This window comes from Pseudofulvibacter geojedonensis (assembly GCF_042675745.1).
Lineage (GTDB): Bacteria > Bacteroidota > Bacteroidia > Flavobacteriales > Flavobacteriaceae > Pseudofulvibacter > Pseudofulvibacter geojedonensis.
In genome coordinates this window covers 477,029-504,014 of sequence record NZ_JBHTJM010000002.1, presented here as the reverse complement: position 1 = coordinate 504,014, position 26,986 = coordinate 477,029, and the positions used below count along the sequence as shown (strand labels likewise).

Sequence of the window (26,986 nt, the reverse complement as noted above, 5' to 3'; positions counted from 1 at the left end):
ATGAAAAATTGCGTAATAATATTTTTTTTGTTTTTCATTTTTTTGATAGGAAAAACTAGTTTAGCTCAAGAAAGAGTGTTAATGGATACTCTTAAATTATCTGTTTTTGAAAAAGCAACAGATACCATTAAGTTTAAAGAAATTGTTTATTTAAAAGAAGCAGTAGATAGTTTAAGTTTACATGATTTATTAGTCTTAGAATGTAATAAAATAGAAAGCACTATGCCTTTACAAGCTGATCAAGAAGAGCAACTAATGTCAGCTTTAGAGCAGGAAATGATAAAAGCTGTCGCAAAAATCAGTTATGACTTAAAAAAGAAAAAAGTAAAAAACAAGGTAGATTTTAATACAAATGTTTTAAAAGAATTGGTAAAAAATTACTCCAAAATCTCTTTAAATAATTCGAATACAGCAATCGTAGATTTATCTAAGCTTCAGTTTAGACAAGAATTTAGATTGGGTAATAATCAAATTAAATGTACTTTAACTCCAAAAAAGATTTTTGTAAAACTTCTTATTGGAAAATATAAAAACAAAACTCTTTATGAGTTGGTTAACGAAGAGGAAATACAAAACTTAGAAGAAGAAGTTTCTATTTTTTTAAAATCAATTTAATTATTGAGTGTTTAAAAAATCTATCAATTTTTGTATCGCTTTTCCTCTATGGCTCACTGTGGCTTTTTCTTCTTGAGTCATTTCTGCAAATGTTTTATTGTATCCATCAGGAACAAAAATAGGGTCGTAACCAAAACCTTTTTCACCACGTTTTTCTTCTATAATGGTTCCGTTGCAAACACCTTCAAATATATATTGTTCTCTATTTAAGTTGAGAGCAATTACTGTTATAAATCTAGCTTTTCGGTTAGTTTGAGATTGTAATTTTTCTAAAACTAAATTCATATTGTCTTCGGCTTTTTTTTGTGGTCCGGCGTAACGAGCAGAAAACACACCAGGTTCGCCATTTAAAGCTTCTATTTCTAAACCAGTATCATCTGCAAAACCATCTTCGCTGTAATATTGAGTTAAATAATTAACTTTCTGAATAGCATTACCTTCAATGGTTGGTGAAGTTTCGGGTATGTCTTCTGTGCAGTTAATTTCTTTTAAAGTTACCAGTTTTATGTTAGGTAACATAGCTTGAACTTCTTGTAGTTTATTAGGGTTGTTTGTTGCGAAAACAAGTTGCATGATAATTTGAATTTTGAATGATGTTTATTGATGGTGATAAGGCTCGTTTTTTAAAATAGTAAAGGCTCTATAGACTTGCTCTACTATAAATAAGCGAATCATTTGGTGTGAGAAAGTCATTTTAGATAAAGATACTTTTCCTTGAGCTTTTTTATAAACAGCTTCAGAAAAACCATAAGGACCACCAATAACAAAAACCAATTGTTTGATACCAGAATTCATTTTTTTCTGTAAATAATTAGCATATTCTATAGAATTAAATTGCTTGCCATTTTCGTCTAATAGAACTAAAACATCTGTAGCAGATATTTTTTTTAATATAAGATCTCCTTCTTTTTCCTTCTGTTGTTTTTCAGAAAGGTTTTTAACATTTTTTATATCAGGAATAATATCTAAATCAAACTTAACATAATGCTTTAAACGCTTCTGATATTGTTCAATAAGCAATGATAGTTGCTTGTCATCTGTTTTTCCTATTGCGAGTAACTTGATATTCAAGAATAACATATTTTTCACCAACAACATAACTGCTTATAGTAAGTTGTTAGTCTTTTATTAAAAAAACAAAAATATGTTTTTAATAACAAAACCTAAAAGTTTACTTCATCGACTTTTATGAACACCTAAGCTAGATATGTACTAAAATATTGTTTTATAGGTAAAAAATAATTAGATTTAATAGGTTTTTATTTACAAAAAAAAAGTTATGTGTTTAAAATTAATATATAGATTAATTTTCATTTGTGTCATTTTGGTTTTCCTGGGATGTAATAATGATGATGAAAATTTTGAGGTGGAAAGTGAAGAAAATGTATATGAGGAAGATGTTGTAAGTAATTGGGTAAAAGAATTAAATTTAGAAGAGCTAGATGAATTATCTAAAAGAAAAGAACCAATTACAGAAAAAGAAATAGAACAATTCGAGCAGCAATTTTTAAAAGAGAGTTTTGGAGCTAAAAGCGCATCAAAAACAAATTCTACAAAAGTATACGCACATTATATGCCTTGGTTTTTAAGTGAGGAAATTAGTGGAGAATGGGGACAACATTGGACAATGACAAACAAAAATCCGAACGTAATAAATGAAGAGGGAGAAAGAGAAATAGCGTCACATTATTATCCAAAAATAGGACCCTATGATACAACAGATAAAGATTTGCAACAGTATCATTTATCTTTAATGAAATTATGTGGTATAGATGGAGTTATATTTGATTGGTATGGAAGTAGAAGTGTACTTGACTTTGATAGTATTAAAGTAAATGTAGAGTCTTTTATTGGTGAATTAGAGAAAACAGATATTGAGTTTGCTATTACTTACGAAGATAGAGTAATAGGAGAAGAATCTTCTAGACTTTTAACCCAAGAGCAAATAGAAACAGCTCAAAATGACTTGTTGTATATAGAACAATATTATTTTTCTAACGATAATTATATTCAACTAAACGGGATTGATTTACTAATGATTTTTGGACCTAATTATGTAGACAGCCCATCAGATTGGGATATTGTATTTTCGGTATTAGCAGAAGAACCTAGAGTGTTGTCTTTATGGGGAGCTCAAAGTGTGGTAGGAAGCACTTCAACTGGTGAATTTGCTTGGGTAGATGAGGGGCACATTTCTGTTCTAAACAATTACTACCAAGGAGCAGATTTTACTAATTTAGATATTGGAGGAGCTGTTTACCCAGGTTTTAACGATTTTTATATAGAAGGAGGTTGGAAAAATAGTACAGATTATGATTGGGTCTTGCCTCATAATGGAGTACAAACTTTTATGGAATCTATGAATATAACAACTCAATACCCTGTAGACTTTGTACAACTAATTACTTGGAATGATTTTGGAGAAGGCACTATGATAGAGCCTACTAAGGAGTATGGTTATTCGTATCTAGAAGAAGTGCAAAATTTTACTGGAGTAGATTATAGTAATAACGATTTGCGTATTCCGTACTACATTTATAAATTAAAGAAGCAATTATCTGGTAATAGTTTCGCTCAACATTTATTAAAAAAGGCACACAAAAACTTAATGCTTTCTAGGGTTAATAAAGCCAAGCTATATGTTTGTATTGTGTATTATTTATATGGATAGATTAAAGCGTTAATTCTTCTGATAAAACAATAGTATTGCAATCCATAAATAGTGTTATATTTGAAAATCATAAATGGTATTTAATGATTTCAGAAGCGCAATTTAAAACAGAGATAGATTTAATAATTAGTAATGCTATACGAGAAGATGTAGGAGATGGAGATCATACTTCACTGTCTTGCATTCCAGCAACTGCAACGGGTAAAGCTAAGTTATTAGTAAAAGACGAAGGTGTTATAGCTGGTGTAGAATTTGCCAAAAAAGTATTTGCATACGTAGATGAAAATTTAAAAGTAGAAACACTTATTAAAGATGGGAGTCAGGTAGCATATGGCGATATAGTTTTTTACGTAGAAGGTAGTTCTCAAAGTATATTGCAGGCAGAGAGATTAGTATTAAATGCAATGCAGCGAATGAGTGCGATTGCTACTAAAACAAAATTATTTGTTGATTTGTTAGAGGGAACTAAAACTCAAATATTAGATACCCGTAAAACAACTCCAGGTATTAGAGCTTTAGAAAAATGGGCTGTAAAAATAGGAGGTGGTGTAAACCATAGGTTTGCTTTGTACGATATGGTCATGATTAAAGACAACCATATAGATTTTGCTGGCGGAATTACAAAAGCTATTCATAAAACAAAAGACTATTTAAAAAAGAATCATAAAGATTTAAAAATTATTGTTGAAGCTAGAAATCTTGAAGAAATTGCAGAGATTTTAGAAACAGAAGGGGTTTATAGAATTTTAATAGACAACTTTAATTATGAAGACACCAAAAAAGCGGTAGCATTAATTGGTGATAAGTGTTTAACAGAATCGTCTGGAGGAATAAACGAAAAAACAGCTCGTAATTATGCTGAGTGTGGAGTAGATTTTATTTCATCAGGGGCTTTAACACATTCGGTTTATAATTTAGATCTAAGTTTAAAAGCTGTTTAATCTTAGATGAAAGAAGAAATAAAGAAAAAGAGTATTCCTGCATTAGATTGGATTTTTGATTTGGGTAAAAAAATTAAATTACCTGGATTAGAAGGTTTGTCACTCTATGATGTATTAGAAATTTATATTGTAGGAATTGTAAAAGGAGCTTTAACAACTAGAGCCGGATCTATATCGTATAGTTTTTTTATGTCTTTATTTCCGTTCTTACTATTTGTGTTTAACTTATTTCCTTATTTCGACTTTATAGATTATAGACAAGATGTATTACCAGTTTTAGAAGACTTGTTTCCTCCACATACTTTAGATGCTTTTCAAGGAACCACAGAAAATATATTTGCAACCAAACGCGGGGGCTTATTATCTACATCGTTCTTTTTATCGATGTTTTTAATGGCCAACGGAGTCAATTCTTTATTCAGCGGGTTTCAAAACTCCTATCACACAAAAATTAATAATAGCTATTTAAAGCAATACATTACTGCTTTTTGTGTAGCCCTTTTGTTAGCAGTATTTTTATTTATAGCTGTTATTTCTGTTCCGTTAATTGAAATCTATATTATTCAGAATTTAAAAGACTTTGGTTATATAACCTCCGATGAGTTTGGCATGATTATAGTAAAGTATGTGTTAATTGTAATGATGTTTTATACAATAATATCGATATTTTACAATTTTGGTTCGCCAGATAATAATAAGAAGAAAAAGTTCTTTTCACCCGGAGCAACGTTGTCTACAATATTATTTTTACTTACAACTTACTTGTTTGGTATATACGTAGAAAACTTTGCGCAATACAACCAATTATACGGGTCTATAGGAGCCATTTTAATATTGATGTTGTATATTTGGTTAAACTCAAATATCTTATTGCTAGGCTACGAGTTAAATGCATCGTTACGATCATTAAAATTTAAAAACAATCAGTATAACTTAAATGAAATAACATGAGAACATTATTAGCAGTATTAATTACAGTAATTGGAATAAATTTTTCAACAGCGCAAAAAGAAATTAACGGTGTAAAAGTTGCCAATACAGAAACATTTCAAGAGAAAGAACTAAGTTTAAACGGAGCAGGATTGCGTGAAAAATTATGGTTTGATTTGTATGTAGGGATGTTATATGTTACCAATAAAAGTAAAAGTGCAGATGCTTTAATTAATAGCGATAACCCAATGGCTATTAAGTTGCATATTACAGACAGTAAAGTAACTCAAGAAAAAATGGTAAAAGCAGTAAACGAAGGATTCGAAAATTCTTCGCATGGTAAAGCTACTAAAGCTCAAATTGCTAAGTTTATTAGTTTTTTTAGTGAAAAAATAGCAGAGGGTACCATTTTTGATATTGTGTATATGGATGGAAAAACTACCGTTTATAGAAACGGAACAAAAAAAGGTAGTGTAGAAGGATTAGAATTTAAAAAAGCATTATACGCTATATGGTTAGGTAATGACCCTGCAGATGAAGATTTAAAAGAAGGAATGTTAGGTAAGTAGTATCTATACTAAATATAATAAAGCTAAAAAGTGCCATCTTAAAATGTAAAGATGGCACTTTTTTAATATGTTAATTTAAAAAGTTTGTTTAACGGTCTAGACTATGAGTAGTTGGGTGGATTAGTATTTAATTTTGCAAGTACACACCAAACTGAAAATCCGCAAGGATTTTCAGAAGTAGGCGAGAATAAGCAATTACTTATAGTCATTGTTATTTTACGAGTGTATATTTAATCAACTCGTTTTGTTCATCGTCAATAAGCGATAAACTTCCATCTTCTCCATAAATATAATTCCAACCAAAAGGTTCATTTTCTATTCTATATATTTTTGATTTCCCTTGATTTCTAACTAGTTCAAGTTTTTGTGCTCGTCCATGTTTTTTTAAGTATATATTATTATCCGACATTTTTACGAATGAGAAAACCCCTTCTTCTTTTAGGTTTTTAAATGACTGAAGTTGCCAATGATGTAAAACTTTAACTTCAAATAATTCTCGCATTTGATTTTGATACTTAAAAGAATTTAAAAGTTTATCAACAATATTTACGGTTTTTATTTCATTCATTTTACTCAAAAGCTTAGGGTACTTTTGTTCTTGGTTCAATAAAGAATAATTATAAAAAGTAGTCGTAACACTTTCAAGCTCATAGGAAGGGTATTTTCCTGCATAGCTATTAATGGCACCTCCAATTTCTGCACATTTTTTAATAATTGGCCAATAAGCTATTTGGCTTTCTCCTATATAATTATGAGTAAGATTAATAATAGATATATGACTACTAGTGCCATTAGGGTTATATCCTTTAGTTCCATAAATGTCAAAAAGTAGAGCAGTTTTGATCATATTTGATATTGAAATACTGTCTGCAATTTTTAAATTGGTTGTATTCATCAAAATATCTTGGTCAATTTTATAAAGCTTATTCCAATATTCATTTATTTTCTTTTCTGTTTTCAAATTTTCAATTTCTGTACGGTATTCTTCAATCGGAATTTGAGAGAAACTAAAGTTTATGATCAATAGAACAGTCAATAAAGTTGTAATATTTTGTTTCATAATAAATGCTAATGTTTAGATAAAAGGAGTTTTTTAATCTTTTTATCGGGAGTTAAACGAAATTAGTTGTTTTTAATATGAAAGTCAAATAATGTAGAGGTGTTAATAACTAGTGTTTTTAATACAATTGAATCTATTTTAAATTCAAGCTCTAATACTTACATTTGTTTAGTGCGATATTTTATAGATGTTATATTACCCATTCCGTTAATTAAGCTATTTACATATAGCATTAATGAAGAGGAGGCTAAGTTTATTTTGCCTAGTATGCGTGTGGCAGTTCCTTTTGGTAAATGTACTCTTGACATAACAAAAGGAACTTCTTCTTTTACAAATCCTCTACTCATTTGGCGATAATTTTATTCTGCTTCTTCTTTATTGAGACTTAAAAATTTTAAACCAAGGGCTAGGAGAACAATTGAAGCGGGGAGTATTATTATTTCCCATTTAAGATTGTCGATATTCACAAATACTACTTCAAGGAACTTAACGAATAGAATGATGACAATGACTTCGGCAAGTACATTTTTTAAATGACCAATGTTTGGTGTTTTAATCCATTTTAAAACACCATTTCCAGCATCATATTTTTTGTTTGAAATAAATAAGGTATACACTCCGTGTGCAAAAATGAAAAGTACCAAAGCAATTAGAAAAGTATCTAAAGATTTAATGAGATATGTTGTCGCAATATCTGCTGTGTGTAAATGTTCTTTGTCTTTTGGAATATAATTGAAAAGAACAACCCTAAAAGCATTGATAGTTTTTAAGGCACCTACAATAAAAAGTAGTAGAGAGCCAAGAAGCGAACCTATAATGGCAATCCAGCTGATATAGCGAAATAGATAGAATGTTTTTTTCATAATAGTTTGTTTCTATAAAGTTACTGCTTTAGATTTTAACAAGAAAGCCCCAGATTAGTCTGGGGCTATACAGAAATTTAATTGCTACTAATTAATTAAAAGAACCCCATAGGTTTCTTGTCGTAAGAGATCAGCATGTTTTTTACAACACGGTAGTGGTCTAAAGCCATTTTGTGGTTTTCACGACCAAACCCTGATTCTTTAACACCTCCGAAAGGAGCATGAGCTGGATAGGTATGGTATTGGTTTACCCAAACTCTACCAGCTTGAATAGCACGAGGAACTTGGAATAATTCGTGAGCATCACGAGACCAAACTCCTGCACCTAACCCATAAGGTGTATCGTTTGCGATAGCTATGGCTTCTTCAGTAGAACTGAATGTTGTTAAAGCTACCACTGGTCCAAAAATTTCTTCTTGGAATACACGCATGTTATTGTCTCCTTTTAATACCGTAGGTTGGATGTAGTATCCTTCAGAAAGGTCTCCTTCATAGTTACCGGCGTCACCACCAGCTAATACTTCTGCACCTTCTTCTTTACCAATGTTGATGTACCCTAAGATTTTTTCGTATTGTGCTTTAGACACTTGAGAACCGATCATAGTTTCAGGATCTAATGGGTTTCCTGTTTTAATGTCTCTCATACGTTCTTGCATTTTTGCAATAAAATCATCAGCAATATCTTCGTGTACTAAAATACGAGATGGTGATGTGCAAATCTCACCTTGGTTAAGAGCGAACATTAACGCGCCTTCAATAGCTTTGCTGTAGAATTCATCGTCTTGATCTGCTACTGACGGGAAGAAAATGTTTGGAGATTTACCGCCTAATTCCATAGTTACTGGAATAATGTTTTCTGCTGCATTATGCAAAACTTTACGACCTGTTTCGGTAGAACCAGTGAATGAAAGTTTTGCAATACGTTTAGACGTAGCTAAAGCTTGTCCTGCTTCTGCACCAAAACCAGTTACAATGTTTAATACACCTGCAGGTAAAATATCACCTATAAGTTCCATTAATGCCATAACACTAGTAGGAGTTTGTTCTGCTGGTTTAACAACAGCAGTACAGCCTGCAGCTAAAGCTGGAGCAATTTTCCAAGCAAGCATTAACATTGGAAAGTTCCAAGGAATAATTTCTCCAACTACACCTATAGGTTCGTGTAAAATCATGCTTACTGTATTCTTGTCGTGTTCAGAAACACTTCCTTCATCAGCACGGATAATGCCTGCAAAATAACGGAAGTGATCTATACAGTAAGGAATATCTGCTGCACGAGACTCGCGGATTGGTTTACCGTTGTCAATAGTTTCTAAAGTCGCTAAGTACTCGAAGTTATCTTCCATTACTTGTGCAATCTTTAATAGTATGTTGCTACGCTCGGTTGCTGAAGTTGTGCTCCAAGATGAGAATGCTTCATGTGCTGCGTCTAATGCAAGATCAACGTCTTCTTGAGTTGAACGCGCTGCTTGGGTAAATACTTTACCGTCTACTGGAGATACATTATCAAAATACTGACCTTTTACAGGAGCTACGAATTTCCCTCCAATAAAGTTCCCATATCTTTCTTTGAATACAGGTTTTGTTACATTTGCCATAATTATATATTTAATTTTAATTCTTAATTAGTGCTTGCTAAAACAAGCGTTTGTAATTACAGTACAAATGTATGGCAAGAGTTGACTGCTTAAGTTACTGATACAGCTCAATAAACTTATGAAAACAGGTCAATATTGTGTTTCTTTTAGAGTGGAGGCGACTTGTTTTTTTTGTAAAACTTTGATTACTAAGTCTTTGTGTTTTTTGTTTTTAATTAGAAATATCAGTTGGACTAACCCCGAACTTATTTTTAAAGGCTATACTAAAGTTAGATAGGTTGTTATAACCAATATCTAAATAAATATCAGAAGCTTTTAAATTACCTTCTTGTAAAAGCTCTTTAGCTTTCTGCAGACGTTTGTCTTGAAGCCACTTTTCAGGTGATGCATTATATTCTGTAGTGAAATGACGTTTAAAAGTCGATAAGCTCATATTGCATAGAAAAGCAATTTCCTCCAACTTTAAATTCGAATATATTTTACTTTCAACTGTTTCTTTGAATGGTGAAACTTCTTTGGATATCAAAGAGTGTAAATAAAATTCAAATTCATTACCATATTTATTAAGCAAATATAGCATGATCTCCTCAAATTTTAAGTCTAATAGCGCGCTGCTATATATTTGGTTTATAAATGTGCTAGAGGATAAAGAGTTTATAAAAGCACCTAAATAATCATCATTTTCGATTACAAAATAAGGCACATCTTCCTTATACGGCTTTACATTGTTAGTGTATTTACTTAAAAAATCTGTGAGTTTTTTTTCAGAAAAAAAGAAGAGCTTACAATAATAAATGGCTTCAGTGTCTAAAAGCTCTGTCCAAAGCCAATTTCCTTTTTTAAGTAATAAGGATTGGTCTTTATTTACTGCAACCGATGTTCCTGCAAAGTGTACTTGTTTTTTGCCAACTTGTAAAAAGCTAAACATATTCATTCCTAAATTCACCTTGCTTTTAACAACATCGCTGGTCATTTTAAAATCATAGACGAATAAATCTTGATTTTCTTTTTTGTCCTTAATATAGATTTCAGGAATGTTTTCTATTGGCATGTGTATTTTTTAAGTTTACACCTCATATTTAAATAAAAGGAGTTTTAAATCTTTTTATCGGGAGTTAAACGAAATTAGTTGTTTTTAATATGAAAGTCAAGTAATGTGTGGATGTTAATAACTAGTGTTTTTAATACAATTGAATCTATTTTAAATTCAAGCTCTAATACTTACATTTGTTTAGTGCGATATTTTATAGATGTTATATTACCCATTCCATTAATTAAACTATTTACTTATAGTATTAATGAGGAGGAGGCTAAGTTTATTTTGCCTGGTATGCGTGTGGCAGTTCCCTTTGGTAAAAGTAAAATTTATACAGCTATTGTGCATAGTGTTCATGAGAGCAAACCAGAAACTTATGAAGCAAAAGAAATTCATCAGATTTTAGACGAAACACCAATCGTAACCCAAGAGCAACTCACTTTTTGGCAATGGATTTCTAGTTACTACATGTGTAGTTTAGGAGATGTAATGAGAGCTTCTTTACCAAGTGCTTTTATTTTAGAAAGCGAAACCTTAATATCGAGATCTAAAAAAGAACTAAGTTCAGACCAAGAAATAACTTTAACAGACGATGAATTTGTGGTTTTAGAAGCCTTAGAAAATCAGTCTGCACTTACTATAACAGAGGTCAGTAAAATTCTTAATAAAAAACAAGTACTCAAACCTATTAAAGCTTTATTAGGTTTGGGGTATATTCAATTAAGAGAAGAAATATACGAGCAGTATAAGCCTAAATTAGTTAAGTACATTAAACTAAAAGAAGGGTATGATAAAGAGGAAGCTTTAATAGAGTTACTTGAAATACTTTCGAGGGCTCAAAAACAAAAAGAGGCTGTAATGGCCTTTTTTAGCTTAAAAGCTGGAAACGAACAGCCAATTAAAGCAAAGGAGTTAGAAGAAAGAGCAAATGTATCTACAGCTGTTTTAAAAGCATTGGTAGAAAAAGAAGTTTTTGAGTTTTATTATATACAGACAGATAGAAATCAGTTTTTAAACGAAACCGAAAATTCTAAGATTCTTAATGAACATCAAGAAAAGGCGCTTGAAGAAATTAGGCAAGTATTTGCAATAGAAAAGCCTTGTTTGTTACATGGTGTTACAGCGTCTGGTAAAACAGAAATCTATGTTAAATTAATAGAGGAGGTTTTAGCTAAAGGAAAAAACACCTTGTATTTGTTGCCAGAAATAGCTTTAACTACTCAGTTAATAGCCAGGTTAAAGAATTATTTTGCAGATAAAATAGTAGTTTTTCATTCCAAATACTCGGTAAATGAACGAGTAGAATCTTGGCAGAAAGTTTTGCAAAATACCAATACTGGACAAGTAATTATAGGAGCGCGTTCTTCTGTTTTATTACCATTTGCAAACCTTGGTTTGGTAATTGTAGATGAAGAACACGAACAGTCTTTTAAACAATTTGATCCGGCACCTCGTTATCACGCCAGAGACGCAGCTTTAGTGTTGGCTAAACAATTCAACGCTCATATTATTTTAGGAAGCGCTACGCCAAGTTTAGAGTCATATTATAATACTACAAAAGGTAAATATGGGTTAGTAGAACTGAAGTACCGTCATAATAATGTGCTCATGCCAGCGATTGAACTAGTTGATATAAAAGACAAGCATAAACGAAAAAGAATGACTGGTCATTTTTCTGATGTTATGCTGAAAGCTATCCACGAAGCTATTGAAAACAAAGAGCAAGTAATTTTATTTCAAAATAGAAGGGGGTACTCGCCTATAGTAGAGTGTGGAACTTGTGGTGAAGCTACGCAATGCCCTAATTGCGATGTAAGCCTAACCTATCATCAATATAGAAACGAGTTGCGCTGTCATTATTGTAGCTATGCAATAGCTATGCAGCATGCTTGTTTATCTTGCGGAAGCCCTGAGTTAGATACCAAAGGTTTTGGAACCGAACAGATAGAAAAAGAATTAACAGAATTATTTCCAGACTTAAAGATAGGTAGGATGGATTTAGATACTACTAGAGGTAAGTATGGTTATCAGAAAATAATAACTGCTTTTGAGCAGCATGAAATAGATATATTGGTAGGGACGCAAATGCTAACTAAAGGATTGGATTTTAAGAATGTAAGTTTAGTGGGTGTTTTAAACGCCGACTCTCTGTTAAATTTTCCAGATTTTAGAGCACACGAGCGCAGTTATCAGTTGTTGTCGCAAGTAGCAGGAAGAGCAGGTCGTTTTGATAAAAAAGGAAGGGTGTTAATTCAAACTTTTAATCCTTTTCATCAAATATTACAACAGGTTTCTTCTCATGATTATTTAAGTATGTATAAGGAGCAGTTAGAACAACGTTATATTTATAAGTACCCGCCAACTAATAGACTATTGAAAATTACATTGCGCCATAGAGATTATAACAAAGTTAATACTGGTGCAGATTGGTTTGCTACATCATTAAGAAATGTTTTTGGTAATCAGGTACTAGGTCCAGAATTTCCACCTGTGTCTAGAATAAGGAATGAGTACCATAAGCATATCTTATTAAAGATGCCTATAAATCAATCTATGTCTAAAAGTAAAAAAGCCATTCTGAAAATTCAGAATAGCTTTATGAGTGTAAAAGATTTTAGACCCATAAGGGTCGTATTGAATGTAGACAACTACTAAAGTTCGTCTAAGGCTTCAATTAATAAATTCTTTTTATTTCTACTTAAAGGAATGTTATTGTTGTTTATTTCTACATGCTTGCTATTAAAACGCTTGATTTTAGTTAGGTTAGCAATGTAAGATTTATGAATTCTCATAAAAGGATATTCTTCTAATTGTTTTTCAAAAGATTTCATAGTAGCTAAAACAATCAAGCTTTCGTCTGGTGTTACAATTTTTACATAATCACCTAAGGCTTCAATCCATAATATACTATTGATGTATACCTTTCTTTTTTTAAGGTTACTCTTTACAAAAATATGATCGCCTTCTGCATTATTACCTTCAAATTTTAGTTTGTGGTAATCCATAGCTTTTGCTACAGCAAGATTGAAACGCTCTTTAGTTATAGGTTTTTGTAAATAATCGGTAGCATCGTAATCAAAAGCTTTAAAAGCATATTCGGTTTTACCCGTTACAAAAATAATTTGTGGTTTGTTACTCAAAACGTCTAGCAATTCAAAACCATTAATTACGGGCATTTCAATATCTAGAAAAATTAAATCTACTTCAACTTCATTAAGCCCTTTTTTGGTTTCTAAGGCATTTTTGTATTCTGCTAATAGAGTTAAAGAAGGGTGTTCTTTTATGAGTTTTACAATAGACAATCTTTGTATAGAAGAATCATCAACAACTACGCAACGTAAGTTCATCTGTATGGGTTAAGTTTGTTTTTAATATAAATTTTAATCTCTTTTTGGTTTAGTTAGTATTTTCGGGTATACAATTTTAGTTAAAAATTGTTAATGTTACAAGGATTTTATCGATAAAATGCAAGTTATTTTGACTAAAATAATTTTGGTGGTTAGTAGAAAAAGGGTATTTTTGCACCCAATTTTATAAACAATTATTAAAGATTTAATTATGAATCAATACGAAACTGTTTTCATTTTGAATCCCGTTTTATCTGAAACTCAGATAAAGGAAACAGTAAAGAAGTACGAAGATCTTCTTGTTTCTAAAGGTGCAAAGATGGTGTCTAAAGAAGATTGGGGGCTAAAAAAATTAGCTTACCCTATCCAGCACAAAAAGAGTGGATTTTACCACTTATTCGAATTTACAGCTCCAGGAGAAGCAATTACTCCTTATGAGTTAGAATTCAGAAGAGATGAGCGTGTTATGCGTTATTTAACTGTAAAGTTAGATAAGCATGCTATTGCTTGGGCTGAAAAAAGAAGAAATAGAAACAAGGCAAAAGCTTAATTATGGCAGGAATAGATCAACAAGCTAAAGGAAAGAAAGACGGAGAAATTAGATATTTAACTCCGTTAAACATCGATACTAACAAGCAAAAGAAATACTGTCGTTTCAAAAGATCGGGTATTAAGTACATCGATTATAAAGATCCAGATTTCTTATTAAAGTTTGTAAATGAGCAAGGTAAATTATTACCAAGACGTTTAACAGGAACTTCTTTAAAATACCAAAGAAAAGTTGCTGTTGCTGTAAAAAGAGCACGTCATTTAGCGTTAATGCCTTACGTAGGTGATTTGTTAAAATAAAAAAGGAGTAACGAAATGGAACTTATATTAAAACAAGACGTTGAGAATCTAGGATTCAAAGACGACGTAGTTACAGTAAAAAATGGTTACGGAAGAAACTATTTAATTCCTACCGGAGCTGCTATTTTAGCTACACCTTCTGCTAAGAAAGTTTTAGCAGAAAACTTAAAGCAAAGAGCTTTTAAAGAGCAAAAAATGGTTGATGATGCTACTAAGTTAGCAGATACCTTAAAAGCATTAGAAGTTAAAATATCTTCTAAAGCTGGTTCTGGAGATAAGTTATTTGGTTCTGTTAACAATGCTAACATTGCTGAAGCTTTAGAAAAAGCGGGTCACTCAATCGAGAAAAAATTCATTACAGTTGCAGGTGGTAACATCAAGAGAACTGGTAGATATACTGCTAAAGTACGTTTACATCGTTCTGTAATTGTAGATTTCCCTTTTGAAGTGGTTGCTGAAAAGTAAGAACTTACAATTCACAATATATAAAGCCACGTTTTACGTGGCTTTTTTTATTTATTTTTGTTTCCGATTTTTAAGAAAATGAAATACCAGCGTTTAAGTAAAGAGCAGTTAGAAGAATTGCACCAAGAGTTTATCAATTTTTTGGCTACCCAATCTATTACAGGTAAAGAGTGGGCTGGAATAAAAGAAAATAAACCAGAAGTAGCAGAACAAGAGTTAGATGTTTTTTCTGATTTAATTTGGGAAGGAGTCTTGAATAAAACCGAGTACGTAGATCATGTATCTCCTCATCAGATGAATTTATTTTCTTTAGAGAAGGATGTAATGAAATTGATATCTGTTAGAACAGATAGAGTAGATTTAACTACAGAAGGAGGAATAAAGTGGTTGCAAGCAAATGTAAGTGCAGATGAGGTTGAATTGTTTACTGCTCAGAAAAATTATAGTAAAGAACCAAACGCAGATAAGTTTAAACTCATTCAGCAAGGAGCTTTTATAAGTAAAGGGGAATGGTATAATAGTTTAGATAAGTTTATAAGTAAAAAATAATATGTTAGGTCGAGCGCAGTCGAGACCTTAATAAAAAATAATTTCCGTTTGCACGGGAAAATATTATGGCACAAAAACCAAGTACACCAAAAGGAACAAGAGATTTTAACCCAAAAGAAGTGGCTAAAAGAAATTATATTTTTAATATGATTAAATCTCAATTTAAGAAGTTTGGGTTTCAACCAATAGAAACTCCATCTTTTGAAAAATCAAGTACTTTATTAGGTAAATATGGGGAAGAAGGTGATAGACTGATATTTAAAGTTTTGAATTCTGGAGATAAAGTTAAAAAAGCAGATTTAAAGGCGTTAGAGGAAGGTAAATTAGCTAGGTTCTCTAATTCGTTATCAGAAAAAGCGTTAAGGTACGATTTAACAGTTCCTTTTGCTCGTTATGTAGTTCAACATCAAAACGATATTACGTTTCCGTTTAAGCGTTATCAAATTCAACCGGTATGGAGGGCTGATAGGCCACAACACGGTAGGTTTCAAGAGTTTTATCAGTGTGATGCAGATGTAGTAGGTTCTCAATCTTTATGGCAAGAAGTTGAGTTTGTTCAGTTGTACGATTCGGTTTTTACAGCTTTAGATTTAAAAGGAGTGACTATTAAAATGAATAATCGTAAAGTATTAAGCGGTATCGCAGAGGTTATTGGTGCTTCAGATAAATTGATTGATTTTACGGTTGCTCTTGATAAGTTAGATAAGATTGGAGAAGATGGGGTGAAGAAGGAAATGCTAGAAAAAGGAATTTCTCAAGAGGCTATAAACAAAGTGCAACCATTATTTTCTTTTTCGGGAACGTTTATTGAAAAGATAAATCAATTAAAAGAATTATTGTCGGGGTCTGAAATAGGGATGACTGGTGTTGAAGAATTACTTTTTATAGGTAATGCAATTGAAGAGTTAGGATTAGAAACAGCGGTTTTAGACTTAGATGTAACATTAGCTAGAGGTTTAAACTATTATACAGGAGCTATTTTTGAAGTGGCTGCACCAGAAGGGGTTAAAATGGGCTCGATTGGTGGTGGAGGTCGTTATGATGACTTAACAGGAATTTTTGGTTTAAAAGATGTTAGTGGTGTAGGTATTTCTTTTGGGTTAGCTAGAATATACTTAGTCTTAGAGGAGTTAAACTTATTTCCAGATACTGTAGAAGATGATGTTAAAGTACTTTTTGTGAATTTTGGAAAAGAGGAAGCTTTGTATTGTATGAAAGCTATAAAAGAAATGAGAGTTCGTGGAATAAATGTAGAATTGTATCCATCAGATGCCAAAATGAAAAAGCAAATGAATTATGCTAATAAAAGGCAAATACCATATGTGGCGATTGTGGGCTCTGAAGAGATGAAAAGCAATACATTTATGTTAAAAAACATGGAAACGGGAGAGCAAGAACAGTTATTGCTTGAAGAAATAGTGAGAAAAATTTAAACATATACTTGAATTCAAATAAAAGCCCTTATTCTAAAAAAAGTAGAATAAGGGCTTTTTATTTGCTTGTAAACCTGTTGTTTAAGATTGTTGATTAAGATTGTTTCGGAGTATTGATAAAAATATAAAAGTAAGTGTTTACCTATGTTTTTATCGATAAAACCGTGCTTTTTGTCGAAAAAACCAACTATTTACTCAATAGTACTTTTTAATGTTTTGGCTATTTTATTATAAGATAATCAACGTATTAAGGTTTTTTTTAAGGGTAGTTCTGTTAATATGTGTTTTTTGTTGTTAATTTTTTTTAAAGGAAAAATTATATTTTAGTGTCACCAAAAAAACTAAATCTAAAATGAAAAACTATTACAATTGCTGCATAGCTATATTGCTATTTGGCTTAACATTCTCGTACGCTCAAGTTAAAGTTGGAAATAACTTAACTGCAATTCACAAAACATCGGCATTAGAAATAGAGTCTTCTACAGGTACTCTGGTTTTTCCGAGATTAACTAATTCTGAAAGAAATGCTATAGGAACTCCTCTAGAAGGAGCAACAATTTACAATAAAGATTTAAGTAGTTTGCAAGTGTACACTAAAACAGGTTGGATTAATGTGTTAGGAAGTGAATCTTCAGATTTAAAAAGAGGAAGAAAAGGTGTAGAAGGAAAAAAAGGAGAACGAGGTAAAGAAGGTAAGCAGGGGGAGCAGGGTAAAGAAGGAAAACAAGGAAAGAAAGGTGATAAGGGAGATAAAGGAGAAAAAGGAGATCAAGGTAAAGAAGGTAAGCAGGGGAAACAGGGTAAAGAAGGAAAACAAGGAAAGAAAGGTGATAAGGGGGATAAAGGAGAAAAAGGAGACCAAGGTAAAGAAGGTAAGCAAGGGAAACAGGGAAAAGAAGGAAAACAAGGGAAGAAAGGTGATAAGGGAGATAAAGGAGATCAAGGTAAAGAAGGAAAGCAAGGCAAGCAAGGTAAAGAAGGCAGGCAAGGGAAAAAGGGAGAAAAAGGAGATAGAGGAGAGCAAGGTAAAGAAGGTAAGCAGGGTAAACAAGGTAAAGAAGGAAAACAAGGAAAGAAGGGGAATAAAGGAGATAGAGGAGAAAAAGGTAATGCCGGTAAAGATGGAAAAGATGGCCGTGATGGAAAAGATGGAGCAGATGGGGCTGATGGAAAAGACGGACTAGATGGAAAAGATGGAGCAGACGGTAAAGATGGAAGAGATGGAAAAGGAGAAAAAGGGGAAAAGGGTGATAAAGGAGATAAGGGGGATGTTGGACCTCAAGGCCCGCCTGCAGATGAGACTAAAATAAATGAGTTAGCCAATAAGGTTGCTGATTTAGAAAATCAGTTAAAAGATCAAAGACAATTAATGGATGATTTATTGTCTAGAATAGAACAAATTGACGCTAGAGGATTGAATGAAGAAGTAGGATCTAAATAATTTGTATATGAATAAGATTAAATATAAATTATGGATGTTATCTTTTTTTACAATGATAACTGGGTTTTCACAGGATTCTTTTACAGGGAATTTGTTTGTACATTCAGAAAATACAGGAGGAGGAATAGCTTTATTTAAGAACAAAGTATTTACAGCTAATGAAGTAATATCAACTGAACAGTTAAATAAAGGAGATGCTTGTATTGTTTTTGCAGAAAGTAGTAGTTGGGAGAGTGAAACAGAAACAGGTTATGTAGATGGATTTGTTTTAAGTAAGCAAGAAACTTTTGTTTTTCCTGTAGGAGGAAACGGTAAAAGAATGCCTGTAAAAGCAAGTAATGCTAAAAATTTGAAAGTAGCATATATAACCAATGATTCGAGTTTTGACTTGCCTAATGAAGGTGCTTCTGTTCAGTTACTTAATAATTCAGAGTATTGGGTTGTACAAGGTAAAGAGCCAACAAACTTAAGTTTTCTTTGGAAAAATATATCAGTTCAAGATTTAAACATTACAGATATAAATGAATTAAAGGTGATTGGATTTAAAGATTCTAAATGGGAATTATTACCTAGCTCTGTAGATAGCAACTTGTTTAACGGTACCGATTCTAAAGGAAATTTACTAAACGAAACCAGCACGCTACAGAAAGGAGCTGTGTCTACCTCTAATTTAGTTGTGCCAAATGATTATTTAGCTTTTTCAATTGGTATAGTTTCTAATAGTTTAAATAATAGATTAACAGAGAATAAGGAGAAGAGTAGTTTAGATTTAACAAATTATACAAAGATTAAAAGTATTCATTTTCCTTTTAAAGAATTTAATGTAACAAGGTATTCAACTAATTTATTAGAAAAATTATCTAGCACATTAAAAGATAAAAACGTTAAAATAAAACTGATTGGCCATACAGATGGTTTTGGTTCATCTAATTACAATCATAGTTTGGGTGAAAAAAGAGCAGCATCTGTAAAGAGTATGTTAGAAAGTTATGGGGTTCATTTTATAGAGGTTGAGGTTATCTCTAAAGGAAAAAAAGAAGCAAAGTATGATTGTGAACAACTAGATTGTAATTCAAGAGAAACTATAGAAGATAGAAGGGTAGATATTTATATTCTGGATAAATAACCTTACAAGGTAAATTCACATAAAAAAAGAGCTTCTTTAAGAAGCTCTTTTTTTATGTTATAGTTTAATACCTACGGGTAGTAATTCTTTATATTGTCTATTTTTTCTAATGAATTTTGCAATTGTTGGCGAAGTAGGGACTACTTTTAAATTTCTTTCTTCTACGTTAGCAAAAACTTCTTTTATAAATAAACTCTCAAATTCTTCTTCTTGGATGGTTTCTGGAACAACTATCTTGGTTAAAAATATTTTTCTTTCTTGGAGAGAGTATTCGATTTTAGCCAAATTTCCATCAATGTTTACTTCAAACTGTCTTAAAAAGTCATTGTCTTTTAATGTAAGTTCCATTACCATAACTACATAGTTTTTTAGGGTTCAAAAATTAGATTCGCGGTTGTGTTGGTGGTTAATAAATTTGATAAATACTATGAAATTTCAAGCTAGAAATAATATAGATTTAGTAAATTTATGAACACAAAGATACAAAAAAAACATTAAGGCTTAACATTTGTTTAAAACGTAAGTTTTTGTCTTTGATTATATTAACACATTTTTGAAGCAGTTATAAGGAAATGCAAGAAGAGAAAACGCATGTATATTTAATGCCAGGTATGGCAGCTAGTAAAGCAATTTTTGAATATATAAATTTACCATGCGATCAGTTTGAATTGCATTATTTAGAATGGATTATTCCTTATAAAAAAGAAGCTTTAACTAGTTACGCAAAACGAATGTCAGAACTAGTACAACATCAAAATCCTGTTTTACTTGGTGTGTCTTTTGGAGGGATTTTAGTACAAGAAATGAATAAATATATTTCTGTTAAGAAAACTGTGGTTGTTTCTAGTGTGTTAAACGAAAAAGATTATCCATTTAGAATGAAATTTGCAAAGTTGTCTAAAGTGTATAAACTTGCCCCTACAAGAATGTTCTCAGATGTAGAAAAACTAGCTAAATATGCTTTTGGGGTTACAATTAAAGAAAGAATAGAGCTTTATAAGAAATATTTATCGGTTAATGATAAAAAATACTTAGATTGGGCCTTAGAAGAAATAATTAATTGGAAACAGACTCAAAAATTAGATAATGTTATTCATATACACGGAACTAACGATCGAGTTTTTCCATTTAAGAACATTAAAGGAGATTTTATTGCAGTAAAGAATGGAACTCATGTAATGATTATAAATAAGTACAAGTGGTTTAATGAGAACTTACCTAAATTATTAATAGCTTAAATAAATTAAGAAAGAAATGAAGAGGATTAAAAATGTGTTTTTTGCAGTCGGTATTATAGCAGTAGCTGGTGTATTTATAAATGCTGCTAAAAAGAAAGATAAGGGAGAAATAAAGGAAGAATCAAAAGAGGTATTGGTAGATACAAGCTTTGTTAAAGATTACAATGTTTATGCGTTAACCTTGCCAGAGAATTTACAGTTTGCAGGAGAGAAAGTTCCAACACAGTTACCAGATATTAAAGAACGAATAGATAGAGAATTTTTGGTAAATACATATTGGCAATCGAATGGTTTTTTATTATTTAAAAGGGCTCATAAGTATTTCCCGATGATAGAGAAAATTTTAAAAGAAGAAGGGGTTCCTGATGATTTTAAGTACTTAGCGGTAATCGAAAGTGGTTTAACCAATGCTGTATCGCCAGCTGGTGCTAGAGGTTTTTGGCAAATAATGAAAGCTACCGGTAGAGAATATGGCTTAGAGGTTAATACTAATGTAGATGAAAGATATCATTTAGAAAAAGCGACTAGAGTGGCTTGTCAGTATTTAAAGGATGCCAAGAAAAAATTTGGTAGCTGGACTTTAGCAGCAGCTTCATATAATGCTGGTATGTCTGGGTTGGCAAAACAATTGGCTAGACAGGAAGTACTAGATTATTATGATTTATTACTTACGGCAGAAACTTCTAGATATGTTCCTAGAATAGTGGCTTTAAAGTATATTTTAATGCAACCACATCAATTTGGGTTCAATTTTTCTGATGCAGATTTATATAACTCTATTCCAACTTTTAAGGTTAAGGTAGATTCGGCCATAACTAATATTTCTAGGTTTGCTAAAGGCTACGATATCAATTATAAAATTTTAAAATTGCATAATCCTTGGTTAAGAGAGGCACATTTAAACAATAAGAGTAGAAGAGTTTATGAAATTCAAATTCCTCAAAAAGAATATTACACCAAATAAAATGACATTAACAACTATAGTATTATTAGTTTTAATAGGATTAGCAGCTGGAACTTTAAGCGGAGTTCTTGGTATAGGTGGTGGAGTAATCATGGTGCCATTGTTATTGCTGTTAGGTTTTAGTCAGCATCAAGCTCAAGGAACTAGTTTGGCTGCTATGTTACCTCCAGTAACTTTATTGGCAGCGCTAGCTTACGCAAAAGAAGGTCATGTTGACTGGAAAATGGCATTGGTTATTTCTGCAGCCTTTATTATAGGAGGTTTGTTTGGTTCTAAAATAGCAACAGCAATAGACGAAAAAATGTTAAGAAAGATATTTGGGGTGTTAATGCTGATAATATCTATAAAAATGATTTTTGGAAAATAAAAAAGTATTGCCATTACTTACACTTTTATGACAATACTTTTCATCTTGGTTAGTGTTTGTTTTTATAGCAATTTATTTCCCCACTAGATACTCATTTATAGCTTCTCCATTTATTAATAAGCTGTTTAAACCATCTACAAATTCGTTGTAGTTTTGCACGTATGCATCTATATACGACTCTTTTGGTCTTAATAGTTCAGGAGTCTTCTTTTTAATATCGATTATTCTGTCTTCACTATCAATATAGTACGCTAAAGGAAATCCTAAGGCATGTTTTAAGTTCTTTACTTCACTAGCAAACATGTTTTCTCTTTCGTCTATATATAAAATAGTTACTTTATTATTGAATTGTTTAGCTTGCTTTCTAGCTTTATTGGCATTATCCCAAAATAAAACCACAAAGTCTATTTTGTCATGATATCTTTTGGCTAATTCGTTTAATGCTGGAATTTCTCCTTCTTCTACCACACACCAAGAAGCGTAAGTAATAAGTATAACAGGTTTTTTAAAATAACTATTAATAGAAACCAAAGCTCCATTTAGGTTTTTAGCTTTAAAGTTGTCTAGGTATTTATTAGCTACTTTTTCTTGAATAAAGTTTCTAAATAGCTCCTTGCCTTTAGCAAAATTTTTAGTAGCATATGCTTGGTTGGCCTGGTAGCTATAACTTTTTATGTTAGTGTAGATAACTTCAGAGAAAAGACTGTCTTTTAATGATCGTTGAGAAAACGCACTAAAAGATGTTAATATAAAAATTAGAGAGTAAACTATAAACTTCATAAGCCAAGATTTTTTAATAAATTAAAACTTCTTTAGGGTAGTGTTATAGTCAGTTTTTGGTATAATTAATATAGGTTAAATAATTGATTATTAGTAATTTAGTCGATGATGTGGATAAAAAATCGATTAAATGAAAAAAGCCTACGTAAATTGTAGGCTTTTGTAGATAAAGTGTACTTTATTTGTAGTGTTATGATAATTAATTATCGTCTTCTTTGGTTTCTAGAAAAATGTTGTTGTTGGTTTCCTGCTTTTTTCATTTGATGCTGCAACATTTTTATCTGATCAGATAACATGCCATGTTTGTCTAACTGTTTAGCCTCTGCTAATAATTTATTGGCTTCTGCTTTTCTGTTTTTACTTCCGGCAATTCCCGCTAAAAACATTTTTGCTGCAGCTAAATCATGGTCAAAGTTCAATCCTAGGCTAATTGCTTTTCGTAGGTATTTTTCAGCTTTTAAAGGAGCAGATTGAAATTCAAACTGACCTTTTAAGAAATTGTAATATCCTTGTTGTTTTTTAGTTAAACAAGCTTCCGGAGAAGGGATTTTAGCCAACATAGCTTGAGCTCCTTCCATATCTTGCTTTTTTAACTTAAACATGGTCGCTAAAATAATTTCATTTTTAAAATATAATAACATAAACATTCCAGCTAATAAAATGAACATGATACCGTTCCCTATATTTCCGTCTATGAATTGCCAAACAGCTAAAGCAAAAACAGCTATAGCCAATACTAATTTTATATTTTTATTAAACATAATTTTCTAAGTCTGATATTTATTGGGTGCAAAACTACATATTTATTCTTTATAATTTAAAGAATTAAGAAAGCTATTTAGCCCTATAAAACCTAGACTTTATGAGCTTTTTGAATGAATGATAATATTTTTTAAAATTAGGTTTGTCAAAGTAAAAACTCTTTGTATATTTGCCGTCACATTTTAGCAACGGATTGTGGCTAGCATTTATAAGAGAAAAAGAATTAAGATTTTAAAGAAATTATAAAATGAGTAAAAGAACGTTTCAACCATCGAAAAGAAAAAGAAGAAACAAGCACGGTTTTAGAGATAGAATGGCTTCTGTAAACGGAAGAAAAGTTCTTGCTAGAAGAAGAGCTAAAGGAAGAAAGAAATTAACAGTTTCATGTGAAACTCGTCATAAAAAATAATGATTAACAAATTGTTAATATTATAAAGGTGTTCCTATTGGTAACGCCTTTTTTTATACCCAAGAAGATACTACTTTTGCACAACAGAAAAATAACAACACAACATGCCTAAAAGAAAAGAGTTAAAATCGATTTTATTAATAGGTTCTGGTCCTATAGTTATAGGTCAAGCCTGTGAGTTTGATTATTCGGGTTCTCAAGCTTTACGTTCATTACGCGAAGATGGAATAGAAACTATTTTAATTAATTCTAACCCAGCAACTATAATGACAGACCCATCAATGGCAGATCATGTATATCTGAAACCATTGAATACCAAGTCTATTATAGAAATATTAAAAGAACACCCACAAATTGATGCCGTATTACCTACAATGGGAGGTCAAACTGCATTAAACCTTTGTATAGAAGCAGACGAAAAAGGTATTTGGGAAGATTTTGGAGTAGAGATTATTGGAGTTGATATTGACGCTATTAATATTACGGAAGATAGAGATAAGTTCCGTTTATTGATGGAAGAAATAGGAGTGCCAATGGCTCCACAAGCAACAGCAACATCTTTCTTAAAAGGTAAAGAAATTGCTCAAGAATTTGGTTTCCCATTATGTATTAGAGCATCTTTTACATTAGGAGGAGCAGGAGCTGCAATTGTTTATAATGAAGAAGACTTTGAAGAAGCATTATCAAGAGGATTAGAGGTTTCTCCAATTCATGAGGTAATGATAGACAAAGCCATGATGGGATGGAAAGAATTTGAGTTAGAGTTGTTGCGTGATGATAACGATAACGTTGTAATTATCTGTTCTATTGAAAATATGGATCCAATGGGAATCCATACTGGTGATTCTATTACTGTAGCTCCAGCTATGACACTTTCTGATACTACTTACCAGAAAATGCGTGACATGGCAATAAAAATGATGCGCAGTATTGGTGAATTTGCTGGTGGTTGTAATGTACAGTTTGCGGTAAGTCCAGATGAAAAAGAGGATATTATTGCTATTGAAATTAACCCTCGTGTATCTCGTTCATCTGCATTAGCATCTAAAGCAACTGGTTATCCTATTGCAAAAATAGCGGCTAAATTAGCTATTGGTTATACATTAGATGAGTTAGATAACCAGATTACTAAATCTACATCAGCTTTATTTGAGCCAACTTTAGATTATGTAATTGTAAAAATTCCGCGTTGGAACTTTGATAAGTTTGAAGGATCTGATAGAACTTTAGGTTTACAAATGAAAGCGGTAGGAGAGGTAATGGGAATTGGACGTTCTTTCCAAGAGGCATTACACAAAGCTACTCAGTCTTTAGAAATTAAACGTAATGGTTTAGGAGCAGACGGAAAAGGTTATACAGATTATAATACTATTATAGATAAGTTAACCAATGCTAGTTGGGATAGAGTATTCGTAATATATGATGCGATTGCCGCAGGAATTCCGTTAAGTAGAATTTACGAAATTACTAAAATAGATATGTGGTTCTTACGTCAGTACGAAGAATTATATCATTTAGAAAAAGAAATTTCAACAAAAACTATCGATACTATAGATAGAGACTTATTGTTAGAGGCTAAACAAAAAGGATATGGAGATCGTCAGATAGCACATATGTTACGTTGTTTAGAGTCTCAAGTATATAACAAGCGTGATGAAATGAATATTAATCGTGTGTACAAGTTGGTAGATACTTGTGCGGCGGAGTTTACAGCTAAAACACCTTATTACTATTCAACTTTTGAGAGTGAGGTAGAAACAGCAGATGGTAAGCGTTATGTTCATAATGAAAGTGTTGTTACCGATAAGAAAAAAATAATTGTATTAGGATCTGGACCTAACCGTATTGGTCAGGGTATCGAGTTTGATTATTGTTGTGTTCATGGGGTATTAGCATCTGCAGAAGCAGGCTATGAAACCATTATGATTAACTGTAACCCTGAAACAGTTTCTACAGATTTTGATACAGCAGATAAATTATATTTCGAACCAGTATTCTGGGAACATATTTACGATATTATTCGTCATGAAAAACCAGAAGGTGTAATTGTTCAGTTAGGAGGGCAGACGGCACTTAAATTGGCCGAAAAGTTAGACCGTTACGGAATTAATATTATCGGTACTCCATACAAAGCTTTAGATTTAGCTGAAGATAGAGGAAGTTTTTCAACAATATTAAAAGAGAATGATATTCCATATCCTAAATTTGGAGTTGCTGAAACTGTTGATGAGGCTCTAGAATTAGCAGATGAGTTAGATTTTCCATTATTAGTTCGTCCATCTTATGTATTAGGAGGACAAGGAATGAAGATTGTAATAAACAAGCAAGAGTTAGAAGAGCACGTGTTTGATTTATTACGCAAAATTCCGAATAATAAATTATTATTAGACCATTATTTAGATGGGGCTATAGAAGCAGAAGCAGATGCTATTTGCGATGGTGAAAATGTATACATAATTGGTATTATGGAACACATTGAGCCATGTGGAGTTCACTCTGGAGATTCTAATGCAACATTACCACCGTTTAATTTAGGTGAATATGTAATGCAGCAAATTAAAGATCATACTAAAAAGATAGCTTTAGCATTAGAAACAAAAGGATTAATTAATATCCAGTTTGCCATAAAAGATGATAAAGTTTATATTATAGAAGCAAACCCTAGAGCATCTAGAACGGTTCCATTTATTGCAAAAGCATATGGTGAGCCTTATGTAAACTATGCAACAAAAGTAATGTTAGGAGACAAAAAAGTAACTGATTTTAATTTCAACCCGCAGTTAGAGGGGTATGCAATTAAACAACCAGTATTCTCGTTTAACAAATTCCCTAATGTAAACAAACAATTAGGACCAGAAATGAAGAGTACAGGAGAGAGTATTTTGTTTATAGACGACTTAAAAGATGATCAGTTTTACGATTTATATGCTAGACGTAAAATGTACTTAAATAACTAATATTTTAGTTTAATGA

At 31.6% G+C, this 26,986-nt stretch carries 28 protein-coding genes and 1 pseudogene; 19 read left to right on the top strand and 10 right to left on the bottom strand.

Annotated features, from left to right (window positions below):
* Positions 1-81 precede the first annotated feature (81 nt).
* On the top strand, positions 82-615 hold the full coding sequence (locus ACFQ1O_RS02905; protein WP_377713118.1) for a hypothetical protein: 534 nt from the start codon (positions 82-84) through the stop codon (positions 613-615).
* On the opposite strand, the gene ACFQ1O_RS02900 is transcribed toward ACFQ1O_RS02905, so the two are convergent.
* Complete coding sequence (locus tag ACFQ1O_RS02900) at positions 616-1,188, bottom strand: non-canonical purine NTP diphosphatase (protein ID WP_377713116.1); 573 nt, start codon at positions 1,186-1,188, stop codon at positions 616-618.
* A 24-nt stretch (positions 1,189-1,212) separates the two neighbouring features.
* The gene (gene rlmH / locus ACFQ1O_RS02895) at positions 1,213-1,686 is read right to left on the bottom strand and encodes a 23S rRNA (pseudouridine(1915)-N(3))-methyltransferase RlmH (RefSeq protein WP_377713231.1); all 474 of its coding nucleotides are present in this window, start codon (positions 1,684-1,686) and stop codon (positions 1,213-1,215) included.
* 253 nt (positions 1,687-1,939) lie between these two features.
* On the opposite strand from rlmH, the gene ACFQ1O_RS02890 reads away from it, so the two are divergent.
* The 4 genes from ACFQ1O_RS02890 to ACFQ1O_RS02875 all read left to right on the top strand — a co-directional run bounded on the left by ACFQ1O_RS02890 (position 1,940) and on the right by ACFQ1O_RS02875 (position 5,726).
* A complete protein-coding gene (locus ACFQ1O_RS02890) occupies positions 1,940-3,286 on the top strand; it encodes a glycoside hydrolase family 71/99-like protein (RefSeq protein WP_377713114.1) in 1,347 nt (448 codons plus the stop codon).
* A gap of 83 nt (positions 3,287-3,369) precedes the next feature.
* The gene (nadC, locus tag ACFQ1O_RS02885) at positions 3,370-4,227 is read left to right on the top strand and encodes a carboxylating nicotinate-nucleotide diphosphorylase (RefSeq protein ID WP_377713111.1); all 858 of its coding nucleotides are present in this window, start codon (positions 3,370-3,372) and stop codon (positions 4,225-4,227) included.
* Positions 4,228-4,233: 6 nt separating this feature from the next.
* On the top strand, positions 4,234-5,178 hold the full coding sequence (locus ACFQ1O_RS02880; RefSeq protein WP_377713108.1) for a YihY/virulence factor BrkB family protein: 945 nt from the start codon (positions 4,234-4,236) through the stop codon (positions 5,176-5,178).
* Positions 5,175-5,726, top strand: a complete 552-nt coding sequence (locus ACFQ1O_RS02875; protein WP_377713105.1) for a chalcone isomerase family protein — start codon at positions 5,175-5,177, stop codon at positions 5,724-5,726. Before ACFQ1O_RS02880 ends, ACFQ1O_RS02875 begins: the two co-directional genes overlap by 4 nt.
* 211 nt (positions 5,727-5,937) lie before the next feature.
* On the opposite strand, the gene ACFQ1O_RS02870 is transcribed toward ACFQ1O_RS02875, so the two are convergent.
* Positions 5,938-6,786 carry a hypothetical protein gene (locus tag ACFQ1O_RS02870; protein WP_377713103.1) on the bottom strand — a complete coding sequence of 283 codons (849 nt, stop codon included), beginning with the start codon at positions 6,784-6,786 and terminating at the stop codon, positions 5,938-5,940.
* 171 nt (positions 6,787-6,957) lie between these two features.
* On the opposite strand from ACFQ1O_RS02870, the pseudogene ACFQ1O_RS02865 reads away from it, so the two are divergent.
* A pseudogene (locus tag ACFQ1O_RS02865) lies at positions 6,958-7,080 on the top strand (primosomal protein N' family DNA-binding protein); the annotation flags it as partial.
* 65 nt (positions 7,081-7,145) lie between these two features.
* Here ACFQ1O_RS02865 and ACFQ1O_RS02860 read toward each other — a convergent pair.
* The 3 genes from ACFQ1O_RS02860 to ACFQ1O_RS02850 all read right to left on the bottom strand — a co-directional run bounded on the left by ACFQ1O_RS02860 (position 7,146) and on the right by ACFQ1O_RS02850 (position 10,298).
* Complete coding sequence (locus ACFQ1O_RS02860) at positions 7,146-7,649, bottom strand: YqhA family protein (RefSeq protein ID WP_377713101.1); 504 nt, start codon at positions 7,647-7,649, stop codon at positions 7,146-7,148.
* Between the two features lie 95 nt (positions 7,650-7,744).
* Positions 7,745-9,247, bottom strand: coding sequence for an aldehyde dehydrogenase family protein (locus ACFQ1O_RS02855; protein WP_377713099.1), 1,503 nt, complete (start codon positions 9,245-9,247; stop codon positions 7,745-7,747).
* A gap of 211 nt (positions 9,248-9,458) precedes the next feature.
* Positions 9,459-10,298 (bottom strand): helix-turn-helix domain-containing protein, encoded by an 840-nt coding sequence (locus ACFQ1O_RS02850; protein ID WP_377713097.1) that lies wholly within the window; start codon positions 10,296-10,298, stop codon positions 9,459-9,461.
* Positions 10,299-10,481: 183 nt separating this feature from the next.
* On the opposite strand from ACFQ1O_RS02850, the gene priA reads away from it, so the two are divergent.
* Entirely contained in the window at positions 10,482-12,938 is a 2,457-nt protein-coding gene (gene priA, locus ACFQ1O_RS02845; RefSeq protein ID WP_377713095.1) for a replication restart helicase PriA, read from the top strand.
* Here the strand turns inward: priA and ACFQ1O_RS02840 are convergent.
* Positions 12,935-13,630 (bottom strand): LytR/AlgR family response regulator transcription factor, encoded by a 696-nt coding sequence (locus ACFQ1O_RS02840; protein ID WP_377713093.1) that lies wholly within the window; start codon positions 13,628-13,630, stop codon positions 12,935-12,937. The genes priA and ACFQ1O_RS02840 overlap by 4 nt on opposite strands.
* Positions 13,631-13,841: 211 nt before the next feature.
* On the opposite strand from ACFQ1O_RS02840, the gene rpsF reads away from it, so the two are divergent.
* The 7 genes from rpsF to ACFQ1O_RS02805 all read left to right on the top strand — a co-directional run bounded on the left by rpsF (position 13,842) and on the right by ACFQ1O_RS02805 (position 19,493).
* The gene (gene rpsF, locus ACFQ1O_RS02835; protein WP_377713091.1) at positions 13,842-14,180 is read left to right on the top strand and encodes a 30S ribosomal protein S6; all 339 of its coding nucleotides are present in this window, start codon (positions 13,842-13,844) and stop codon (positions 14,178-14,180) included.
* A gap of 2 nt (positions 14,181-14,182) precedes the next feature.
* Positions 14,183-14,479: a 30S ribosomal protein S18 gene (gene rpsR / locus ACFQ1O_RS02830; protein ID WP_377713089.1), complete on the top strand. Its 297-nt coding sequence runs from the start codon at positions 14,183-14,185 to the stop codon at positions 14,477-14,479.
* A 15-nt stretch (positions 14,480-14,494) separates the two neighbouring features.
* Positions 14,495-14,944 (top strand): 50S ribosomal protein L9, encoded by a 450-nt coding sequence (rplI, locus tag ACFQ1O_RS02825; protein ID WP_377713087.1) that lies wholly within the window; start codon positions 14,495-14,497, stop codon positions 14,942-14,944.
* Between the two features lie 78 nt (positions 14,945-15,022).
* Positions 15,023-15,493, top strand: a complete 471-nt coding sequence (locus ACFQ1O_RS02820; RefSeq protein ID WP_377713085.1) for a DUF6495 family protein — start codon at positions 15,023-15,025, stop codon at positions 15,491-15,493.
* Between the two features lie 65 nt (positions 15,494-15,558).
* Positions 15,559-16,926, top strand: a complete 1,368-nt coding sequence (gene hisS / locus ACFQ1O_RS02815) for a histidine--tRNA ligase (RefSeq protein WP_377713083.1) — start codon at positions 15,559-15,561, stop codon at positions 16,924-16,926.
* Between the two features lie 352 nt (positions 16,927-17,278).
* Entirely contained in the window at positions 17,279-18,367 is a 1,089-nt protein-coding gene (locus tag ACFQ1O_RS02810; RefSeq protein ID WP_377713082.1) for a hypothetical protein, read from the top strand.
* A 7-nt stretch (positions 18,368-18,374) separates the two neighbouring features.
* Positions 18,375-19,493 (top strand): OmpA family protein, encoded by a 1,119-nt coding sequence (locus ACFQ1O_RS02805; RefSeq protein WP_377713081.1) that lies wholly within the window; start codon positions 18,375-18,377, stop codon positions 19,491-19,493.
* A 57-nt stretch (positions 19,494-19,550) separates the two neighbouring features.
* Here the strand turns inward: ACFQ1O_RS02805 and ACFQ1O_RS02800 are convergent, their stop codons facing one another.
* Positions 19,551-19,847, bottom strand: coding sequence for a GNAT family N-acetyltransferase (locus ACFQ1O_RS02800; RefSeq protein WP_377713080.1), 297 nt, complete (start codon positions 19,845-19,847; stop codon positions 19,551-19,553).
* A 218-nt stretch (positions 19,848-20,065) separates the two neighbouring features.
* Between ACFQ1O_RS02800 and ACFQ1O_RS02795 the strand changes: the two genes are divergently transcribed.
* From ACFQ1O_RS02795 to ACFQ1O_RS02785, 3 genes are read left to right on the top strand one after another with little or no spacing between them, the layout of a single operon-like run.
* Positions 20,066-20,731: an alpha/beta hydrolase gene (locus ACFQ1O_RS02795; RefSeq protein ID WP_377713078.1), complete on the top strand. Its 666-nt coding sequence runs from the start codon at positions 20,066-20,068 to the stop codon at positions 20,729-20,731.
* 16 nt (positions 20,732-20,747) lie between these two features.
* The gene (locus ACFQ1O_RS02790; protein WP_377713076.1) at positions 20,748-21,695 is read left to right on the top strand and encodes a lytic transglycosylase domain-containing protein; all 948 of its coding nucleotides are present in this window, start codon (positions 20,748-20,750) and stop codon (positions 21,693-21,695) included.
* Positions 21,655-22,062, top strand: coding sequence for a sulfite exporter TauE/SafE family protein (locus ACFQ1O_RS02785; RefSeq protein WP_377713074.1), 408 nt, complete (start codon positions 21,655-21,657; stop codon positions 22,060-22,062). The genes ACFQ1O_RS02790 and ACFQ1O_RS02785 overlap by 41 nt, the downstream gene beginning before the upstream one ends.
* 72 nt (positions 22,063-22,134) lie before the next feature.
* Here ACFQ1O_RS02785 and ACFQ1O_RS02780 read toward each other — a convergent pair whose 3' ends face one another.
* Positions 22,135-22,842 (bottom strand): TlpA family protein disulfide reductase, encoded by a 708-nt coding sequence (locus tag ACFQ1O_RS02780; protein ID WP_377713072.1) that lies wholly within the window; start codon positions 22,840-22,842, stop codon positions 22,135-22,137.
* 203 nt (positions 22,843-23,045) lie between these two features.
* On the bottom strand, positions 23,046-23,603 hold the full coding sequence (locus tag ACFQ1O_RS02775) for a DUF2892 domain-containing protein (protein ID WP_377713070.1): 558 nt from the start codon (positions 23,601-23,603) through the stop codon (positions 23,046-23,048).
* Between the two features lie 248 nt (positions 23,604-23,851).
* Between ACFQ1O_RS02775 and rpmH the strand changes: the two genes are divergently transcribed.
* The gene (gene rpmH, locus ACFQ1O_RS02770) at positions 23,852-24,013 is read left to right on the top strand and encodes a 50S ribosomal protein L34 (RefSeq protein WP_377713068.1); all 162 of its coding nucleotides are present in this window, start codon (positions 23,852-23,854) and stop codon (positions 24,011-24,013) included.
* Positions 24,014-24,117: 104 nt separating this feature from the next.
* A complete protein-coding gene (gene carB / locus ACFQ1O_RS02765; protein ID WP_377713066.1) occupies positions 24,118-26,970 on the top strand; it encodes a carbamoyl-phosphate synthase large subunit in 2,853 nt (950 codons plus the stop codon).
* Positions 26,971-26,986 lie beyond the last annotated feature (16 nt).

Bases quoted from the DNA above. Each gene is read 5' to 3' on its own strand.
- ACFQ1O_RS02795 (WP_377713078.1), top strand. From the start codon at position 20,066: ATGCAAGAAGAGAAAACGCATGTATATTTAATGCCAGGTATGGCAGCT.
- ACFQ1O_RS02810 (WP_377713082.1), top strand. From the start codon at position 17,279: ATGAAAAACTATTACAATTGCTGCATAGCTATATTGCTATTTGGCTTA.
- ACFQ1O_RS02785 (WP_377713074.1), top strand. From the start codon at position 21,655: ATGAAATTCAAATTCCTCAAAAAGAATATTACACCAAATAAAATGACA.
- ACFQ1O_RS02855 (WP_377713099.1), bottom strand. From the start codon at position 9,247: ATGGCAAATGTAACAAAACCTGTATTCAAAGAAAGATATGGGAACTTT.
- ACFQ1O_RS02790 (WP_377713076.1), top strand. From the start codon at position 20,748: ATGAAGAGGATTAAAAATGTGTTTTTTGCAGTCGGTATTATAGCAGTA.
- ACFQ1O_RS02780 (WP_377713072.1), bottom strand. From the start codon at position 22,842: ATGAAGTTTATAGTTTACTCTCTAATTTTTATATTAACATCTTTTAGT.
- carB (WP_377713066.1), top strand. From the start codon at position 24,118: ATGCCTAAAAGAAAAGAGTTAAAATCGATTTTATTAATAGGTTCTGGT.
- rpsR (WP_377713089.1), top strand. From the start codon at position 14,183: ATGGCAGGAATAGATCAACAAGCTAAAGGAAAGAAAGACGGAGAAATT.
- ACFQ1O_RS02800 (WP_377713080.1), bottom strand. From the start codon at position 19,847: ATGGTAATGGAACTTACATTAAAAGACAATGACTTTTTAAGACAGTTT.
- ACFQ1O_RS02840 (WP_377713093.1), bottom strand. From the start codon at position 13,630: ATGAACTTACGTTGCGTAGTTGTTGATGATTCTTCTATACAAAGATTG.
- ACFQ1O_RS02880 (WP_377713108.1), top strand. From the start codon at position 4,234: ATGAAAGAAGAAATAAAGAAAAAGAGTATTCCTGCATTAGATTGGATT.
- ACFQ1O_RS02905 (WP_377713118.1), top strand. From the start codon at position 82: ATGGATACTCTTAAATTATCTGTTTTTGAAAAAGCAACAGATACCATT.
- ACFQ1O_RS02875 (WP_377713105.1), top strand. From the start codon at position 5,175: ATGAGAACATTATTAGCAGTATTAATTACAGTAATTGGAATAAATTTT.
- ACFQ1O_RS02860 (WP_377713101.1), bottom strand. From the start codon at position 7,649: ATGAAAAAAACATTCTATCTATTTCGCTATATCAGCTGGATTGCCATT.
- rpmH (WP_377713068.1), top strand. From the start codon at position 23,852: ATGAGTAAAAGAACGTTTCAACCATCGAAAAGAAAAAGAAGAAACAAG.
- hisS (WP_377713083.1), top strand. From the start codon at position 15,559: ATGGCACAAAAACCAAGTACACCAAAAGGAACAAGAGATTTTAACCCA.
- rpsF (WP_377713091.1), top strand. From the start codon at position 13,842: ATGAATCAATACGAAACTGTTTTCATTTTGAATCCCGTTTTATCTGAA.
- ACFQ1O_RS02850 (WP_377713097.1), bottom strand. From the start codon at position 10,298: ATGCCAATAGAAAACATTCCTGAAATCTATATTAAGGACAAAAAAGAA.
- rplI (WP_377713087.1), top strand. From the start codon at position 14,495: ATGGAACTTATATTAAAACAAGACGTTGAGAATCTAGGATTCAAAGAC.
- nadC (WP_377713111.1), top strand. From the start codon at position 3,370: ATGATTTCAGAAGCGCAATTTAAAACAGAGATAGATTTAATAATTAGT.
- ACFQ1O_RS02805 (WP_377713081.1), top strand. From the start codon at position 18,375: ATGAATAAGATTAAATATAAATTATGGATGTTATCTTTTTTTACAATG.
- ACFQ1O_RS02870 (WP_377713103.1), bottom strand. From the start codon at position 6,786: ATGAAACAAAATATTACAACTTTATTGACTGTTCTATTGATCATAAAC.
- ACFQ1O_RS02820 (WP_377713085.1), top strand. From the start codon at position 15,023: ATGAAATACCAGCGTTTAAGTAAAGAGCAGTTAGAAGAATTGCACCAA.
- ACFQ1O_RS02900 (WP_377713116.1), bottom strand. From the start codon at position 1,188: ATGCAACTTGTTTTCGCAACAAACAACCCTAATAAACTACAAGAAGTT.
- ACFQ1O_RS02775 (WP_377713070.1), bottom strand. From the start codon at position 23,603: ATGTTTAATAAAAATATAAAATTAGTATTGGCTATAGCTGTTTTTGCT.